Source organism: Micromonospora sp. NPDC003816, from assembly GCF_042874705.1.
Lineage (GTDB): Bacteria > Actinomycetota > Actinomycetes > Mycobacteriales > Micromonosporaceae > Micromonospora.
In genome coordinates this window covers 997004-1014062 of sequence record NZ_JBIANP010000001.1, presented here as the reverse complement: position 1 = coordinate 1014062, position 17059 = coordinate 997004, and the positions used below count along the sequence as shown (strand labels likewise).

Sequence of the window (17059 nt, the reverse complement as noted above, 5' to 3'; positions counted from 1 at the left end):
TGTCCTCTGTGCGGCCCGTCGGACCGGCCCGACCGGGTCACCCGGCGCACCGTGTTGACCGAGGGCCGGGTGTGGCAGCCGGAGCCGGCCACGCCGTCGGATCGGGCGGCGGTGGGTCGGGCCCGCGCGCAGCGGCTGCTGGTGACGCTCCTCGGTGACCACTGGCACGCCGGCCGGTCCCCGCTGCCCTCCGGTGGGCTGGTCGCGGTGCTGGCCGAGTTCGGCATCGCCCCGGCCAACGCCCGGGCGACGCTGGCCCGCCTGACCCAGCGCGGCATGCTGGAACGCACCAAGGAGGGCCGGCGGACCAGCTACCGGCTGACCGAGTCGGCGTCGCAGACCCTGCGCCGGGGTGCCCGGCGCATCTTCGCCAGCAGCGACTCAGACGACTGGGACGGGGTCTGGACGCTGCTCGCCTTCACCCTGCCGCTCGACGACGCGCACCAGCGCCGGCTGCTGCGGGCCCGGCTGCGCTGGCTGACGTTCTGGCCGTTGTACGACGCGACCTGGGTGACCCCGCACGACCGGTTCGACGAGGTACACGAGCAGCTCGGCGAGCTGGGTGTCACCGACGCGGTGGTGTTGCGGTCGCGGGACTTCGAGCTGCTGCCGAGCACCCGCGCCCGACTGGAGGCCGCCTGGCGCATCGACGTGCTCGCCGACGGGTACCAGCGGTTCCTGGAGCGCCACCGGACGGTGGCGCGGCGGGCCGACGCCGGTGCGGTGGGCCCGTCGGCGGCGCTGGTCGCGCGGACCGAGCTGGTCAACGACTGGCGGGCGCTGGTGGGCGACGATCCGGACCTGCCGGCCCGGTTCCTGCCGGCGTCCTTTCCCCGGGCACAGGCGCGGGTGATGTTCCTGCGGACCGCGACGGCGCTGGCCGAGCCGGCGCAGCAGCGCTTCGAGGAACTGGTCCGGACTCCCGAGCGGGGCTGACCGGACTCCCGAGCGGGGCTGAGCAGAGGCGACAACGCCGCCGATCTTCGCCATCCATAGATACGATGCAGAATCGTTGACGCGCGATCAGATTTCGCATTATGTTCGCCACACGTGCCTGACCAGCAGGTCCAGCCGTCCGTCTCCGGCTGAAAGGGGTCCCGTCATGCCCACCGATCGACCTCAGGAGCGCACCAGACCACGATCGTGGAAGGGAGCGCTGGCCGTGGCCGCCACGGCGGCGCTGCTCGCCGGCTCCACCGCACCGGCCCTCGCCGCGCCGCCACCCCACGCCGGTCCCGCCGATCGTGCCTTCGAGGTGACCGTTCTGTCCGGACGGGCCGACACCGTCAGCGGCGGTGACGCGCTGGTGCGCGTCGCCGTGCCGCGCACCGTACCCCCACACCACGTGAAGGTCCGGCTCGACGGCCGGGACGTCACCGACCGGTTCCGGGCCACCGACGACAAGCGCACGCTGCTCGGTCTCGTGGACGGGCTGGCGCTGGGCGCCAACGAGCTCGAGATCCGCGCGAACGGGCAGGGCCACGGCCGCCCCCGCGCCACGCTGACCCTGCGCAACCATCCGGCCGCCGGACCGGTCATCTCCGGCCCGCACATCCCGCTGTTCTGCACCGCGTCGGGCAACCCGTGGAACCTGGGCCCGGTGGACGCGGACTGCCACGTGGCGCAACCCCGGGTCACCTACCAGTACCGCACCACCGCCGGGAGCTTCGTCGCGCTGCCGGACGGCCCGCTCCCGGCCGACGTGGCCACCACCACGACCAGCGACGGCCGCACCGTGCCGTACGTGGTCCGGGTCGAGCGCGGCACCATCAACCGCGCGGTGTACGAGATCGCCCTGCTGCACCGGCCGGGCACCGCGCCGCCGGACCCGTGGACGACCACCGACGGATGGAACGACCGGCTGGTCTACACCTTCGGCGGCGCCTGCGGCATCGGGTACACCCAGGCCACCAGCACCGGCGGGGTGATGAACCACAGCCTGCTCAGCAGGGGTTACGCGGTGGCCAGCGCGACGTTCAACGTCTTCGCCAACAACTGCAACGACGTCACCTCCGCCGAGACCGCGATGATGGTCAAGGAACACTTCGTCGAGTCGTACGGCGTACCGCTGTTCACCATGGGCTGGGGCGGCTCGGCCGGCACCATGCAGCAGTTGCTGATCGCCAACGCGTACCCGGGGATCCTGGACGGGGTCATCGGCCAGATCGGCTACCCGGACGAGCGCTCGGTGACCCTCACCGGGCACGAGTGCCGGTTCATCTCCCAGGCGGCCCCGGCGGCCGGGCTCTCCACCGCCCAGCGGACCGCGGTGACCGGCTTCGCCAGCCCGAACACCTGCGGCGGCTACCAGAACTTCGACAGCGTCGACTGGCCCGCCACCTGCCCGAGCCACGTTCCCGCCGGGCTGCGCTACCACCCGGTGACCAACCCGGACGGCATCCGCTGCGCGATGGCGGACTTCATCTCCAACGTGTACGGCGTCGACCCGACCACCGGCGCCGGGCGGCCGATCGTCCCGGACACCGTCGGCGTGCAGTACGGGCTGCGCACCCTGGACGCCGGGGTGATCAGTCCGGAGCAGTTCGTCCGGCTCAACGAGGGCATCGGTGGTCTGGACGTCGAGGGCACCCGCACCCCGCACCGCACCTCGGCGAACGTCGACGCGATCGAGGTGGCGTACGTGACCGGACGCGTCAACCAGTTCGACGGTGGTCTGCGGTGGACGCCGATCATCGAGACCCGTGGTTACACCGACCCGAGCGGTGACTTCCACGACCGCTTCCGCTCCTGGACCATGCGGGAGCGACTGCTCGCGGCCAACGGTCACGCGGACAACCACATCAGTGTCACAGGCGCGTCCGGGGCGCCCGCGTCGACGAGTCAGACGCAGGCACTGGTGGACATGGACGCCTGGTTGACCGCCCGGACGGCGTTGGCGGCGAGCCGACCCCATCTGGACGAGACGGCACTGACCCGGCTGTCCCGGCCGGCCGGGCTGGCGGACCACTGCGTCGCGGCGGACGGGGAGCGGATCGTGGAGACGTTGACCCTCGACCCGGCGGCCCGGTGCAACCAGCTCTTCCCGTTCCACCGCAACCCGCGCGTGGAGGCGGGCGGGCCGACCACTTCCGCCGTGCTCAAGTGCCGGCTCGCGCCGCTGGACCGGGCGGCGTACGGCGTCGACTTCACCGACGAGCAGTGGCAGCGGTTGCGGGCGGTCTTCCCGGACGGGGTCTGTGACTGGTCCCGGCCCGGCGTCGGTCAGGTCCCGTCGACCGGCACCTGGATCCGCTTCTGAGCGCACCGGTGTCGGGCGGCGTCATCCACCGCCGCCCGGCACCGGCTCGCTCCGGCACCGCTCGGTCCGTCACCGGTTCAGTCCGGAAAGGCCAGCAGGCGCAGCAGTTGCGCCAGCCGGGCGTGGTCCTCGGGGGTGACCGCGGCCAGCAGGCCCAGCTCCACGGCGTGCGCGGAGGACTGGGCGCGGGCGAACAGCTCGCGCCCCTCGTCGGTGGCGACCAGGACGTTGGCGCGCCGGTCGGCGGGGTCGGTGCGGCGCTCGACCAGACCGCGTCTCTCCAGGTCGTCGATGAGCGCCACCACCTGGCTCGGGTCCAGCCGGAGGAACTCGGCCAGCTCCCGCTGGGTGGGCCGGGTGTCGTCGGCGGCCAGCGCGAGCACCGAGTACGAGCGGGCCTTCAGTCCGTGCTCGGCCAGGGCGGCGTTGGCCGCGGCGAGGGTGAGCGCGTTGGCGCGCACCAGCAGGAAGCTCAGATCCCGGCCGAGCACGCTGTCCCGCAGGCCGTCGGCCGGTCGGGCTCTCTCGGGAGGGGGCACGGCGACGATGATAGCAAGCCTTACCAATAATTGACTTTTTCAACGGTCCATGTTCCGATCGACCTCGACGCGAAGGAGTGCCCATGTCCCTGGACGGCAAAGTCGCAATCGTCACCGGAGCCGGACGCGGTCTCGGCCTCGCCTACGCACGGCAGTTGGCCGCGCAGGGCGCCGCGGTCGTGGTCAACGACGTGGACGAGCAGGCGACCGCCGACGCCGTCGCGGCGATCCGGGCGGCCGGCGGACGCGCCGTCGCCGTGGTCGCACCGGTCGGTCCGACCGAGACCGCACAGGCCCTGGTCGCCGCCGCCGTCGAGAGCTTCGGCCGACTGGACGTCCTGGTCACCAACGCCGGGGTGCTGCGCGACACGGTGCTCTGGAAGATGACCGACGAGGACTTCGACACCGTGATCGGGGTGCACCTGCGGGGCACCTTCACCACCGTGCGCGAGGCCGTGCGGCACATGCGCCAGGCCGGCGAGGGCGGGCGGATCATCTGCATCGGCTCCCCCACCGGCCAACGCGGCACCTTCGGCCAGACCAACTACGCCGCCGCCAAGGCGGGCATCGTCGGCATGGTCCGGACCTGGGCGTTGGAGCTCAAGCGAGCCGGCATCACGGTCAACGCCGTCGTCCCGGTCGCCGCGACCGCGATGACCGCCACGGTCCCCTACTTCGCCGCCGCGGTACGCGCCGAGGCCGCCGGTGAGCCGATGCCCGCCTTCTTCCGGCACGACCTCGGGTTCGGCACCTCCGACGACGTGGCCGGGCTGGTCGCCTTCCTCGGCTCCGACAGCGCCGCCGAGGTGACCGGCCAGGTGATCGGCGTGGGCGGCGACCGGATCCAGATCTGGACCCACCCGGAGGTCGCGCTGACCGCCCACCACGAGGGCGGTTGGTCCTACGACGCGCTGGTCGCCGCGTGGCCGATCGAGTTCGCCGCCGCGTCGCAGAGCGTCGGCGAGCGCTTCCCGGAGCTGCCCGAGGAGTTCCGCGACACCGCCTCCTGACCCGCCGGACGAAGGTTCCCGAGCATGTACCAGCCCGCGATCGACCTGGACGCCGTCACCGCGATCGACATGCACGTGCACATCGAGATCGACGACCACGGCCACGCCTCGCTGCCCGATCCGCTCGTCGCCGCCGCCTCGAAGTACTTCCGCACCGACGGCCCGCGTCCGGCGGTGGACGCGGTCGCGCAGTACTACCGCGAACGGAACATGGCCGCCGTGGTGTTCAGCGTCGACGCGCGGACGCAGCTGGCGCACCCGCCGCTGTCCAGCGCCGACATCGCCCGCGCCGCCGCCCAGCACGCCGACGTGCTCGTGCCGTTCGGCTCGGTCGACCCGCGCACCGGCGAGGCGGCCCTGGAACTCGCCGCCCGGCTGATCGAGGACGAGGGCGTACGCGGGTTCAAGTTCCACCCCACCGTGCAGGGTTTCGACCCGAGCCACGAGGAGTACGCGCCGCTGTGGGGACTGATCGAGCAGGCGGGACTGCCGGCGTTGTTCCACACCGGGCAGACCGGCATCGGCGCGGGACTGCCCGGCGGCTACGGCTTCCGGCTCGGGCTGTCCAACCCGATGCTGCTCGACCCGGTCGCCGCCGAGTTCCCGGACCTCCAGATCATCATGGCCCACCCGTCGGTGCCCTGGCAGGACGAGGCGCTGTCGGTGGCGACGCACAAGCCGAACACCTGGATCGACCTGTCCGGCTGGAGCCCGAAGTACTTCCCGGCCGAGCTGGTGCGCCACGCCAACTCGATCCTCAAGAACCGGGTGCTCTTCGGCACCGACTACCCGCTGCTCACCCCGGACCGCTGGCTGCGGGACGTGGCGAGCACCGACCTCAAGCCCGACGTGCTGCCCGGCATCCTGAAGGACAACGCCGCCCGGCTGCTGCGCCTGGCCGGATGACGACGGAAGGACCCCCGTGACCACCACCATCGCCTACGACCAGCTCGCCGGCCTCGGCGGCACCGACCTCGGGCAGACCGAGTACCGCACGGTCACCCAGGACCAGATCGACCTGTTCGCCGACGCGACCGACGACCACCAGTGGATCCACGTCGATCCGGAACGGGCCAAGGACGGCCCGTTCGGCGCGCCGATCGCCCACGGCTTCCTCACCCTCTCCCTCGCCGTGCCGTTCTGGACCGAGCTGCTCGACGTGACCGGTGTGTCCACGAAGGTGAACTACGGCCTGGACAAGGTGCGCTTCCCGGCACCGGTGCGGGTCGGGTCACGGGTCCGGATGCGGGCCGTCGTCGCCGAGGTCACCGAGGTGGCGGGCGGCTACCAGATCGCCGTCGACCAGACCATCGAGATCGACGGCGGCGGCAAGCCCGCAGTCGTCGCCCGGGGGATCTACCGCTTCTACGCCTGACCTGCCGGGACCACAGCCGCCCGGCCACCGCCCTCCACCACCAGGAGACTGCTGATGCACCACCAAGGGATCGGCGGCTGGCTGGCCAAGCGCCGACTCAAGTCACCGGAGAAGATCGCGCTCGTCCACGGCGAGCAGGCGACCATGACGTACCGGCAGCTCGCCGACGCCACGGACGGCGTCGCGGCGGCGTTGCGGCACCTCGGCGTCGGCAAGGGCGACACGGTCGCGTACCTGGGTGAGAACAGCCCCGAGTTCCTCCAGGTGATGTTCGGCGTCACCCGGCTGGGTGCCGCCTTCGTGCCGGTCAACACCCGGCTGGCGACCCCCGAGATCACCCACGTGCTCAGCGACAGCGGTGCGCGGGTGCTGATCCACGATCCCGAGTTCGCCGCCCGGGTGGCCTCGGTCGCGGCGGCGTCCCGCCCGGCGCACGTGGTGCCGACCGGCCCGGGGAGCGCCGAGACTCCGGGTCTGTCCCGGCTGGCCGCCACGGCACCCCGGGACGACACGCCGGTCCGGGTGACGATGCGGGACCCGGCCGCGATCGTCTACACCTCGGGCACGACCGGTCGCGCCAAGGGTGCCGTGCTGACTCACGGCAACCTGACCTGGACGGCGCTGAACTGCATCGTCGACTACGACGTGGTGTCGACCGACATCGCCCTGATGATCTCGCCGCTGTTCCACGTCGCCTCGCTCGGCATGGGCGCGCTGCCGGTCATCCTCAAGGGCGGCACCCTGGTGCTGGAGAAGGGTTTCGAGCCGGGACGCGCGCTCGCCCAGATCGCCCGGCACGGCGTCACCATGCTCAGCGGCGTGCCGACCACCTTCCAGCTCATGGCCGACCACCCGGACTGGGCCTCCACCGACCTGTCCACGCTGGGCAAGCTCACCTGCGGCGGCTCGGCCGTGCCCGTCCGGGTGCTGAACGCGTACGAGGAGCGGGGTCTGTCGTTCTCGCAGGGGTACGGCATGACCGAGGCGTCACCGGGGGCCACCTCGCTGCCGCCGACCATGACCCGCGCGAAGCAGGGCAGCGTGGGCCTGCCGCACTTCTTCACCGAGGTACGGGTCGCCGACGAGAACGGCGGCGCGGCTCCCGCCGGCAGCATCGGCGAGATCGAGATAGCCGGTCCGAACGTGTTCCGTGGCTACCACCGGATGCCCGAGGCGACGGCCGGGGCGTTCACCACGGACGGCTGGTTCCGCTCCGGCGACCTCGGCTACCTGGACGACGACGGCTACCTGCACGTCGCGGGCCGCCTCAAAGACATGATCATCTCGGGTGGGGAGAACATCTACCCGGCCGAGGTCGAGGTGCTGCTCGGCGAGATCGACGGGGTGACCGGCGTGGCGGTCATCGGCGTCCCGGACGAGCGCTGGGGCGAGGTGCCCTGGGCGATCATGACGATCCGCGAGGGCGCCGCCGTCGACGTCGACACCGTCCGCGACTTCCTGAACGGCAAGGTGGCCCGCTACAAGCTGCCCAAGAACGTGGTCATCGTGAACGAACTGCCGCGGACCGCGTCGGGGAAGGTGCGGAAGGCGGACCTGCGGAGCCGGTTCGGCGGGTGGTGGCAGCGCGAGTGGTGACCAGCGCGGCGAACTCGGCGGCCGAGGCGTCGGCCAGCCGCTCGTGCATCCGCCGATAGACCTGCGTCGACCGGGCCGCCGGCCACTGCGCGTCCATGAACTCGCGCGGAAGTCGCGGGTCGGCGCGCAGCAACGCGAGCCAGTCCGCCACCAGCATCGTGCGGACGGTCAGCGCGCTGGGCGCCTGCGTCGCCGCGTCCGGGTCGTCCCACACCTCGATGAAGGCCAGGTGTTCGCGCCGGATCGCCTCGATGTCCCAGGCCGCCCGGACGCTCTCGGCGATCGGGAACCCGGCCAGTTCGCGGGCGTGGAAGGCGATCACCGTGTTCGGCGGCAGGTCCTGGCACAACGGCTCCAGCGATCCGGCGAGGTCGACCTCGCCAGGTGCCAGCCACAGCCCGTCGCGCAGCGGCGCGAAGCCCTCCCAGGTCAGCGTGGAGCGCAGCCGGTGACGCAGGGTCCGCTGCCCCTCCGGGATGGTGAACGTGACGAGGGTCCAGCCGGTGCCCTGCGGGTCGAACGGGCGCGGGCCACGGACCCGCTCGGTCGCCTCGCGCAGCACCGCCACGCCGTGCTCGGTCAACGAGAACTGGATCTCCCGGCCGCTCTTGCTGCGGGCGAGGATGCCGGTCTGCACGAGTCGGTCGAGGGTGGCCCGCGTCGCCGGGGCGGCCACGCCGGCCCCCTCCAGCACCCCGATCAGGACACTGGCGCGCACCGGCCCCGGCTCGTCGTCGACGACGTGTTCACCGAAGAACGCGAGCAGCAGTTGCTTCGGCTGACGACTGCGCACAGTCCTCCCTCTCGGACGGCTCCGACCCGGCGACGGTCACGGGGCGACGGTCTGGGCGCCCTTGGCGCGCCGGATCTGGTCGTAGACGCGGGTCCGCAGCTCCGTGAAGCGGGGTAGCGCGCGAGTCGTGATCTGGTCACGCTCCGGCGGCAGGTCGATGGCGAGATCCTCCTGCACCCAGGTCGGCGACTTGGACAATACTAGAACCCGTTCGCCCAGGTAGACCGACTCGTCGATGTCGTGCGTGACGAAGACGATCGATATCTTGCGGGTCGCGTGCAACTCGCGCACCAGGTCTTCCAGGTCCGCGCGCGTCTGGGCGTCGACCGCGGCGAACGGCTCGTCCATGATCAACACCTCCGGCTCGTACGCGACCGCGCGGGCGATCGCCACCCGCTGCTGCATCCCGCCGGAGAGCTGCCAGGGGTGGCTGCGGGCGGCGTGCCCGAGGCCCACCGCCTCGATGGCGTCGGTGACGAGCCGCTCGCGCGCCGCCCGGGACAACTTCTTGTGGCGCAACGGCAGTTCGACGTTGCCCCGCACGGTCAGCCACGGGTAGAGGCTGCGGCCGTACTCCTGGAAGACGACGGCCATGGCGGGACTCGGGCCGGTCACCGGCGCCTCGTGCATCTCGACCAGCCCGCTGGTCGGTCGCAGCAGCCCGGCCAGGCACTTCAGCAGCGTGGTCTTGCCGCAGCCGGACGGGCCGACGACGCACACCAACTCACCGGCGGCCATGGTGAAGCTGACGTCACCGATCGCCTCGACGTCCCCGGACGCGGACTCGTACACCTTCCGCAGGTGCTCCACCTTCAGCAACATGTTCCGGTCAGGCACGGTTGACCTCCCTGATTCCGTGGTACCAACGCAGCACCCGCCGTTCGACGACACCGAAGGTCGCGGCGAGCAGGACGCCGACGAGTCCGAGCAGGAGGATGCCGCTCCACATCTCGGCGATGAGGTAGTTCCGCTGGAAGTACGCGATCCGGTAGCCCAGCCCGGCGGACGAGGCGAACATCTCCGAGATCACCATCAGGATGAGCGCCACCGAGAGCCCCTGCCGGACACCGGCCATGATGCGCGGGCTCGCCGCCGGCAGCACGAGGAACCGCAGCCGCTCCCACCAGGTGATCCGGAAGGAGTCGGCGGTCTCGGACATGACGCTGTCGGTGGCCCGGACACCGTCGATGGTGTTCAGCAGGATCGGCCAGACGGCGCCGGAGACGATGACCACCACCTTCATCGTGTCGGTGATGCCCAGCAGCAGCATCATCACCGGGATCAGCACCGGCGGTGGGATGGCCCGGAAGAACTCCAGCAGCGGTTCCAGCAGTTCGCTCAGCCACCGGAACAGTCCGATGAGCGTGCCGAGGGCGACGCCGATCACGATCGAGGCGGCGATCCCGAGGGCGAGCCGATAGAGGCTGGGCAGCACGTCGTGGACGAACGCCGGGCCGATCCAGGTCTCCCGGAACGCCTCGAGAATGGTGAGCGGGCCGGGGAAGAACCGGTTCGTCGACACGGTCGACGCCGCGCCCCAGAGCACCAGGAGCAGGAAGGGCAGCCCGAGCGCATAGAGGAAGCTCGACGCGACACGGTGGGCGACACCGTGCCCGCGCGGCCGGGCGGTGGTCCGTTCGACACGCGTGGTCATCGGGGCTCCTCCCCACGGACGGACTGGTGCCAGGACAACGAGCGCCGCTCGACGAACCGGAAGACGAGGTTCACCAGGAGTCCGAGCAGACCGGTGACCACCACCAGGGCGTACAGGCCGACCGCGTCACCGGCGGAGCGGGAGAGTTCGATCATCCGCCCCAGACCGGGGTTGCCGATCACCATCTCCGAGGTGATGGCGAGGATGAGCGCCACCGCCGCGGCCAGCCGGACACCCGTCATCAGGTACGGCAGGGTGGTGGGCAGCACGAGGTAGGCCAGGCGCTCGCGCCGGGTGAGCCGGAAGCTGCGCGCGGTGTCCCGGGCCACCGCGTCGACGTCCGCGACCCCGTAGATGACCTGGACGAACACCTGCCAGAAGGACGCGTAGATGATGATCACGAGCGCGGCCTTCATCTGGATGCCGAACATCAGCACGGCCAGCGGGATGAGTGCCACCGAGGGGATCGGACGCAGGAACTCGACCATCGTGTGGGTCGCGCGACGCAGGACGGGCACCAGCCCGACGACGGTGCCCAGGACGAGCGCGGCGACCGTCGCCACGGTCAGCCCGATCGCCCACGAGGTCATGGTGTGGCCGAGCCGGCGCCAGAAGGCGACGTCGCGGAACTCCTCGGCGAGCCGGACCAGCACGTCGGTGACGTACGGCAGGTACTCCGAGTTGACCAGGCCGAGCGTCGGCACCAACTGCCAGACGACGAGGAATCCCGCCAGACCCGCGGCGCCCAGCAGCACCTTGCGCGGCGGGCGTGTCCGCCGGATGTATAGCACGTGCATGTCGCTCCCGTGGTCGGCGGCGACGCCCTTCCCGGCCGGTGACCGGGAAGGGCGGGACCGCGAGGGCTACTGCTGCTGGATGAGGCGGTCGAGGTTCGGCTGCCGGTCGAGCACCTGGTACTTCCCGGCGAGCGTGGCGAGCGTGGTCAGGCTCTCCCGGTCCAACTCCCAGCCGAACTCCGGGAGCCGCACCGAGTCCGCCACCGGCTCGGGGAGCTGCAGGTTGTCCTTGATGGCCTGCCGGACGTCCGCCTCGTTGGCGGGGTCCTGCGCCCACTGGAGCGTCTCCTTCATGGCCGTCGAGAAGGCGGAGATCAGCTCGGCGTCGGACTCGGTCCGCTCCTTCGTGGTGATCGTGGTCAGGGTGGCGAGCCCCGGGACGACCGACTGGTAGGGCGCGACCACGAAGGTGTCTCCCCGGCCGCGCAGCTGCGTGACGAACGGCTCCGGCACCCAGGCGGCGTCGATGTTGCCGGCCTCCAGCTGGGCCGGGGTGTCCGGGAACGCGACCTCGACGAACTTGATCGTGGACGGGTCACCGCCGTCCTTCTCCACCGCGGCCATGATGGTCACGTCACCGGCCGCACCCAGGCTGTTCACCGACACCCGCTTGCCGGCGAGTTCGGCGGGCCGGGTGATGCCCGAGGCCGCCGACGCCACGACGGCGTTGATGTCGTCGCCGTCGGCGTACGAGGACGCGTAGTTGCCGATCATCACCACGCCGAGGTCCTGCAGGTCGGCCCGGAACGGACCGAACGGCTGGCCGATGGCGAACTCGATGTCACCGTTGATCAGCGCCGGGATCGCCTGGGCGCCGCCCTGCGCGGGGAGCACCTCGACCCCCAGCCCGTGCTTGGCGAAGATGCCCGCCTTGATGCCGCCCCACAACGCGGCGGTCTCGGTGATGGGCAGCGCCGCGACCCGAACCTGGCGCAGGTCGCCGTCGGCCGGCTCGGAGCCGGTCGCGTCGGAGTCGGTACAGGCGGTGAGAGCGATCGCGACGGCGGCGACCAACCCGTAAGTGATGACCTTCTTCATGGACGGGGCCCTTCCTGGGCGGGGGTGGTGGGGTGCGTCGACACGGCGGATGCCTCGGGGGTGCGGACGCGTTCGGGTGTGAGTGGGGTCACCCTGCCGTGGTGGCCATGGTCAGTCACCCGAGCACCAGATGTCAATAATTTCTGACGCCCGTCATGAATAGGTTGAATATTGCGGCGGTGTGCCGTCCAGCGCCCGGGTCAGCTCGGTGCGTGACCGCACGCCGAGCCGGTGGAACACGTTGCGCAGGTGGTGGTCGACGGTGCGGGTGGACAGGAACATCCGCCCGGCGATCTCCCGGTTGGTCGCACCCTCGGCGACCAACCGCGCGATGCGGAGCTGCTGACCGGTGAGCAGCCGCTCGGCCGGACGCTGCGGCACCCCGACCGACTCCCCCGCCGCGCGTAGCTCGGCCGTCGCCTGCTCGGCCCAGGAGTGCGCGGCGAGCAGCACGAACGCCTGCCGGGCGCGGTGCAGGTACGCCCGGGCGTCGCGTGGACGGCGGCGACGCCGCAGCTCCCGCCCGAACAACAACTCGGTGCGGGCCCGCTCGAAGGTGGCGACGTCGGCCGGGTGCAGTCGCAGGGCGGCCCGGAACAGCTCCTCGGCCTCGGCGCTGCCCCGGGGCGCCAGCAGTGCGTGGCACCGCGCGGACAGCGCCCGCCGCGAGGAGCTGGCCGTGCTGCCGACCCAGCGGTCGAAGACCGCCAGAGCGGTCCGGGCCTGCGCGGGCCGACCGGCGCCGACGGCCGCCTCCACCAGGTGTGGCGTGGCCATCACCTGCACCAGGACCTGACCCCGGCCGGTGCCCGGACGGGCCAGCGCGGTGAGCCGGTCGGCGGCGTCGGCGTACCTGCCGTCGACCAGGTCGAGCACGGACAGCGCCCACTGGGCCAGCGCGTACGGGCGGCTTCCCGCCGGGGCGCTGTCCCCGATCTCGGCCACGTACCGCAGCCCGGTGTCCCGGTCGGCGCGGACCGCGGCGAGCACGGCGAGCAGACCGAGGTGCACCTCGGCACTGGCGCGCTGGTCACCGGAGCGGGCCAGCAGCAACCCCTCGCGGCAACTACGGGCCGCCGCGTCGTGCCGACCCAACCAGTACTCGCTCATCGCCCGCAGTTCGAGGGCGCGCGGCAGCAGGCACACCTCGCCCCGGTTCCGGGCCAGGTCCACCGCACGGTCGGCGAGCCGGTGCGCGGCGGCGTCCACGGCCACCAGCAGGCCGGCGACGGCCGCACCGGTCAGCGCGGTCGGGGTGAGGGCGACGGTGGACCGGCCGCCCAGGACGACCGCGCGGCGCAGCAGCGGGCCGCCGCGCGTGTGCTCGCCCCGCAGTGTCGCGGCGACCCCCGCGATCATCGTGGTCAACAGTTCCGCCTCCGGGCCGTCGGCGTCGTGACGCGCCGCGGCCGGGTGACGTGCCACCTCGGCGTAGCGGTACTGCTCCCCGGAGAAGCACACCGCCTCGCCGGCCCGCAGCAGCGCGAGCCGGGCCGCCGCGAGATCGGTGCCGGTCAGCGCGTCGGCGGCGGCCAGCAGCACGGGCAGCGCGGCGGACGGCGCGCCGCAGCGCAGACGCATCTCGCCGCGCAGCAGCGCGGCCCGGCCGCCGGGGCCGACGTCCCGGGGCGTGCTCGGCCCGCCCGCACCGGCGGCCTCCTCCGGTGCGCCGGGCGGCGGCACCGCGCGCAGCAGGGCGCGGGCCTGACCGGTTCGCCCGACCGTCCAGGCGTGCCGGGCGGCGGCAACCCGCCGCTCGGCGGCCAGCGCCGGGTCGTCGGTCAGCTCGGCCGCCCGGGCCAACGCCGCCGCCGCGCCGACCGAGTAGCCGCCGTCGATGGCGACCGCCGCCAGGTCGGCGGCGAGGGCCGGGTCCGGGCCGTCGGCGGCGGCCCGGTGCAGCACGCGCCGCAGCCGCTGACCGGGAGCGCCGCACGCGGCGGCGAGCAGCAGGTGCGCCGCCCGCCGGTCGGCCGCCGAGGCGGTGGCCTCGACCATCGCGCGGGCGAGCGGCCGGGCGAAGGCGACGTCGCCGTACGGGTCGGTCCGCACCAGCCCCGCCGCCTCGGCCGGAGCGAGCGCCTCGACGGCGGTGCCGGCGGCCCGGGCGGCACGGGCCAGCACGCCGGAGCCGATGTCGGCGGCGAGTGCGGTCAGCAGCAGGACGCGCCGGGTGTCGGCGGGCAGCCGGTCCAGCATGGCCCGGTACGCGCGGCCGAGGTTGCCGTCCGTGGGCGGCGCCCCCGGCAGCGGCTCCCGTCCGAGCCACTGGCCCGGGGTGAGCGCGTCGCCCAGGTCCACCAGGGCCTGCGGATTGCCCGCGCCGACGGCGGCCAGCGTGGCGAGCACCGGCTCCGGCGGCGGCGGGCCGGGGCACCGGTCGGCGAGCAGCGCACGGCTGGCGGTCTCGTCCAGCGGCGGCAGCCGGCGGCTGGGTATCCCGGCCACCCGGCTGCCGTCACCGGCGGTGAGCAGCAGGGTGACCGGCAGGTGCCGCAACCGCCGGGCCACGAAGGCCAGGATCCGGGCGGTCGGCGCGTCGCCGGTGTCCAGGTCGTCCATGGTGCACAGCAGCGGACGCTCCCGGGCGGCCCGGCCCAGCAGTCCGAGTACGGCCATGGTGAGGACGAGCTGGTCGTCGTCGCCGCAGCCGTCCCCGGTCAGCGCGCGGCGCAGCACCCGACGCTGCCGCTCGGGCAGGTCGACGGCGTGGTCACGGACCGGGTCGAGCAGGCGTTGCAGGCCCGCGTAGGGCAGCTCCGCCTCGTCGGCCAGCCCGGCCGCACTGAGCACCGTCCGCCCGTCGGCGTGCCGGTGGGCGTACGCCAGCAGGGTGGTGCGGCCGGCGCCGGGCTCACCGTGCAGCAGCAGCGCCGCCCCCGGTGGTGTGGCGAGCAGGTCCTGGATCTGTCGGCACTCGTGCTGCCGTCCGCAGATGAAGGTTATTTGCACTCGTGATGCATTAACCATGCATCGAGTCTCACCCACGTCGGGCGGCTTGGAAAGGGGGTCAGGGTTCGACGACGGTCCTGAACAGGGCCTCCACCGTGCGGGACAGCACGGCGCGGGCGGCGTCCACGCCGAGACCGAGACCGTCGCGCAGCGTCGACCAGGCCGGCCAGGTGCTCGCCGCCACCACCGCGTGGACCAGTTGCTCCCGACCGGCACCGGCGCGCGCCAGCTCGGCGGCGAACAGCTCCTCGACCTCGCCGCGCACCCGGGCCAGGTGTTTGAGCCGGTTGCGGCGGAGTTGCGCGGAGAAGGGCTCGCGCATCTGGGCGGCCCGTGCCGCCGGTGCGATCAGCTGCAACAGCCTGGCCCGCTGCCGACAGTACGCGTCCACCCGCTTGGCCAGCGGCAACGTCGGCGAGATCGGCCGCCAGGCGGCGTCCTGCTGGCGGAGCAGTTCCCGGCCACTCGCCTCGAACAGGGTCTCCATGTCCTTGAAGTTGGTCCAGAGGGTCCGCAGCGAGATCCCGGCCCGCTCGGCGATGCGCTCCCCGGTCGGGCGCAGGTCACCCTCGGAGATCAGGGCGAGATGCGCCTCCACGATGGCCGCCCGGGTGCGCTCGGCCCGGGCGGTCCGTCCGTCGACGCGGCCTGTCGCCTCGGCCGCCGTCGGTGTCGCCGCCCGACCCGCTGCCTCGGCCCCACCCATCCGCGCCCGCCTCCCCCACCGTCACGTTCCGTTGTGCGAGCCGAGTCTAGACGCGTGCCACGGCGGGGGTTTGCGCCCGATATGCCGTGCCGTGTGTCCGGCGAGTCGGAGTATCGGCGGTCAGATCGTCGGCACCCCGTCGGCCGGGGGCGTCACCGGTGGCACGGTCTACTCCGCGACCGGCCCGTCCGCCTCGTCGGTCTGGTACGTCGGGCCGAAGTAGCGCTGCACGCCCCCGTCGACCCGACTCAACCGGCCGCCGCCGTACCCGGAGTGGTCGGTGGCGGAGAACCGCAGCGGCGCCACACCCGGCCCCTGGTAGCCGCCCTCGGCGACGACCGCCCCGGCGTCGGTGTCAGTGCGGGCAGGTGCTGCGGTACTCCTCGACGGCCAGGCCGCTCGGTCCCGGGCAGAGGAACTGCTCGTACCGGGTGTCGTCGTCGACGAACCGCTTGAGCCAGGACACCGCCTGCTTCGCGGTCGGCGTGTTCACCGTGTTCGGGAAGAAGTGCCCGGCGTTGTTGAGCTCCAGGTACGCCTTCTCCGCCGAGGCCGGGATGCTGGTGTAGAAGGGCTCGGAGTGCGAGGCGACCGGGGCGACGCCGTCACTCTCCGCGCCGATGATCAGCGTCGGCACCCGCAGGTTCGACCAGTTCTTGCTCAGGTTCCAGGGTGCCAGCGGCACGGCGGCCTGCAACGACGGTCGGCTCGCGGCGGCCTCCAGACTGCCACCGCCGCCCATCGAGTGACCGGCCACCGCCAGCCGACTGGCGTCGACCCGGCCGCGTACCGAACTGCGCTGGGTCAGGTAGTCCAGCGCGGCCAGGAGTTGGCGCCCCCGGCTGGCCGGCTGGTCGAGACGGGTGATGGTGTCGATGCCGATCACCACGAACCCGTGCGAGGCGATCCGGGGGCCGAGCCAGTCCAGGCTCGACCAGGAGGCGGTGTAGCCGGGCGAGATGGCGACCGCACCGAAGGTGCCCTCGCTGCTGCTGGTCGGGTAGTAGATCACGCCGCCGCCGAAGCCGCTGACGCTCAACGAGGAGACGCTCGTCGAGGAGGTGGCGAACGGGCCTCGGCTCGCCTCCAGGATCGCGTCGGTCGGTGCCGGCCCGCGCTCGTACGGGCTGGCGGCGTGGGCGGGCGCGCCGGTGGCGACGAGGCCGCCGGTGGCGGCCAGCACGGCGGCCGTCGCCAGCCGGGCCACCAGGGGACGGAAACGGGAACGGGTGGTGGTGGAGGATCGCACGTCAGGCACTCCCTCGGTCCGGGCGGTATCGACTGCGATCAGTGTTCGAGATGTCCTACCTGCACCGCATCGGCAAAATCGCCAGTCACCG

The 17059-nt window shown here is 72.7% G+C and carries 16 protein-coding genes; 6 read left to right on the top strand and 10 right to left on the bottom strand.

Annotated features, from left to right (window positions below; genetic code table 11):
• The first annotated feature begins 51 nt into the window (after positions 1 to 51).
• Together ACFYTT_RS04240 and ACFYTT_RS04235 are read left to right on the top strand one after the other, a co-directional pair.
• The gene (locus tag ACFYTT_RS04240; RefSeq protein ID WP_161594941.1) at positions 52 to 936 is read left to right on the top strand and encodes a PaaX family transcriptional regulator C-terminal domain-containing protein; all 885 of its coding nucleotides are present in this window, start codon (positions 52 to 54) and stop codon (positions 934 to 936) included.
• Between the two features lie 166 nt (positions 937 to 1102).
• Complete coding sequence (locus ACFYTT_RS04235; RefSeq protein WP_387257681.1) at positions 1103 to 3259, top strand: DUF6351 family protein; 2157 nt, start codon at positions 1103 to 1105, stop codon at positions 3257 to 3259.
• Between the two features lie 77 nt (positions 3260 to 3336).
• Here the strand turns inward: ACFYTT_RS04235 and ACFYTT_RS04230 are convergent, their stop codons facing one another.
• The gene (locus tag ACFYTT_RS04230) at positions 3337 to 3798 is read right to left on the bottom strand and encodes a MarR family winged helix-turn-helix transcriptional regulator (RefSeq protein WP_131052760.1); all 462 of its coding nucleotides are present in this window, start codon (positions 3796 to 3798) and stop codon (positions 3337 to 3339) included.
• 83 nt (positions 3799 to 3881) lie between these two features.
• Between ACFYTT_RS04230 and ACFYTT_RS04225 the strand changes: the two genes are divergently transcribed.
• The 4 genes from ACFYTT_RS04225 to ACFYTT_RS04210 are packed head-to-tail and all read left to right on the top strand — an operon-like array spanning position 3882 to position 7779.
• Positions 3882 to 4808: an SDR family oxidoreductase gene (locus ACFYTT_RS04225; RefSeq protein WP_387257679.1), complete on the top strand. Its 927-nt coding sequence runs from the start codon at positions 3882 to 3884 to the stop codon at positions 4806 to 4808.
• A 24-nt stretch (positions 4809 to 4832) separates the two neighbouring features.
• Positions 4833 to 5714, top strand: a complete 882-nt coding sequence (locus tag ACFYTT_RS04220) for an amidohydrolase family protein (RefSeq protein ID WP_131054554.1) — start codon at positions 4833 to 4835, stop codon at positions 5712 to 5714.
• A gap of 16 nt (positions 5715 to 5730) precedes the next feature.
• Positions 5731 to 6183 (top strand): MaoC family dehydratase, encoded by a 453-nt coding sequence (locus ACFYTT_RS04215; protein ID WP_131054555.1) that lies wholly within the window; start codon positions 5731 to 5733, stop codon positions 6181 to 6183.
• Positions 6184 to 6237: 54 nt separating this feature from the next.
• Positions 6238 to 7779 carry a long-chain fatty acid--CoA ligase gene (locus ACFYTT_RS04210; RefSeq protein WP_131054556.1) on the top strand — a complete coding sequence of 514 codons (1542 nt, stop codon included), beginning with the start codon at positions 6238 to 6240 and terminating at the stop codon, positions 7777 to 7779.
• Here the strand turns inward: ACFYTT_RS04210 and ACFYTT_RS04205 are convergent.
• The 9 genes from ACFYTT_RS04205 to ACFYTT_RS04165 all read right to left on the bottom strand — a co-directional run bounded on the left by ACFYTT_RS04205 (position 7685) and on the right by ACFYTT_RS04165 (position 16968).
• Entirely contained in the window at positions 7685 to 8572 is an 888-nt protein-coding gene (locus tag ACFYTT_RS04205) for a PaaX family transcriptional regulator C-terminal domain-containing protein (RefSeq protein WP_176094031.1), read from the bottom strand. The two genes, ACFYTT_RS04210 and ACFYTT_RS04205, sit on opposite strands and share 95 nt — an antisense overlap.
• 36 nt (positions 8573 to 8608) lie before the next feature.
• The gene (locus ACFYTT_RS04200) at positions 8609 to 9409 is read right to left on the bottom strand and encodes an ABC transporter ATP-binding protein (protein WP_387257675.1); all 801 of its coding nucleotides are present in this window, start codon (positions 9407 to 9409) and stop codon (positions 8609 to 8611) included.
• A complete protein-coding gene (locus ACFYTT_RS04195; RefSeq protein WP_387257673.1) occupies positions 9402 to 10226 on the bottom strand; it encodes an ABC transporter permease in 825 nt (274 codons plus the stop codon). The genes ACFYTT_RS04200 and ACFYTT_RS04195 overlap by 8 nt, the downstream gene beginning before the upstream one ends.
• Positions 10223 to 11023: an ABC transporter permease gene (locus tag ACFYTT_RS04190; RefSeq protein ID WP_176094029.1), complete on the bottom strand. Its 801-nt coding sequence runs from the start codon at positions 11021 to 11023 to the stop codon at positions 10223 to 10225. The genes ACFYTT_RS04195 and ACFYTT_RS04190 overlap by 4 nt, the downstream gene beginning before the upstream one ends.
• Before the next feature lie 66 nt (positions 11024 to 11089).
• Positions 11090 to 12061 carry an ABC transporter substrate-binding protein gene (locus tag ACFYTT_RS04185; protein ID WP_131054560.1) on the bottom strand — a complete coding sequence of 324 codons (972 nt, stop codon included), beginning with the start codon at positions 12059 to 12061 and terminating at the stop codon, positions 11090 to 11092.
• A 153-nt stretch (positions 12062 to 12214) separates the two neighbouring features.
• Positions 12215 to 15013 carry a LuxR C-terminal-related transcriptional regulator gene (locus ACFYTT_RS04180; RefSeq protein ID WP_387257671.1) on the bottom strand — a complete coding sequence of 933 codons (2799 nt, stop codon included), beginning with the start codon at positions 15011 to 15013 and terminating at the stop codon, positions 12215 to 12217.
• A 58-nt stretch (positions 15014 to 15071) separates the two neighbouring features.
• Complete coding sequence (locus ACFYTT_RS04175) at positions 15072 to 15719, bottom strand: TetR/AcrR family transcriptional regulator (protein WP_131052916.1); 648 nt, start codon at positions 15717 to 15719, stop codon at positions 15072 to 15074.
• Positions 15720 to 15887: 168 nt separating this feature from the next.
• Complete coding sequence (locus ACFYTT_RS04170; protein ID WP_387257668.1) at positions 15888 to 16025, bottom strand: hypothetical protein; 138 nt, start codon at positions 16023 to 16025, stop codon at positions 15888 to 15890.
• Between the two features lie 49 nt (positions 16026 to 16074).
• Complete coding sequence (locus ACFYTT_RS04165) at positions 16075 to 16968, bottom strand: alpha/beta hydrolase family protein (protein ID WP_387257666.1); 894 nt, start codon at positions 16966 to 16968, stop codon at positions 16075 to 16077.
• Between the last annotated feature and the right edge of the window lie 91 nt (positions 16969 to 17059).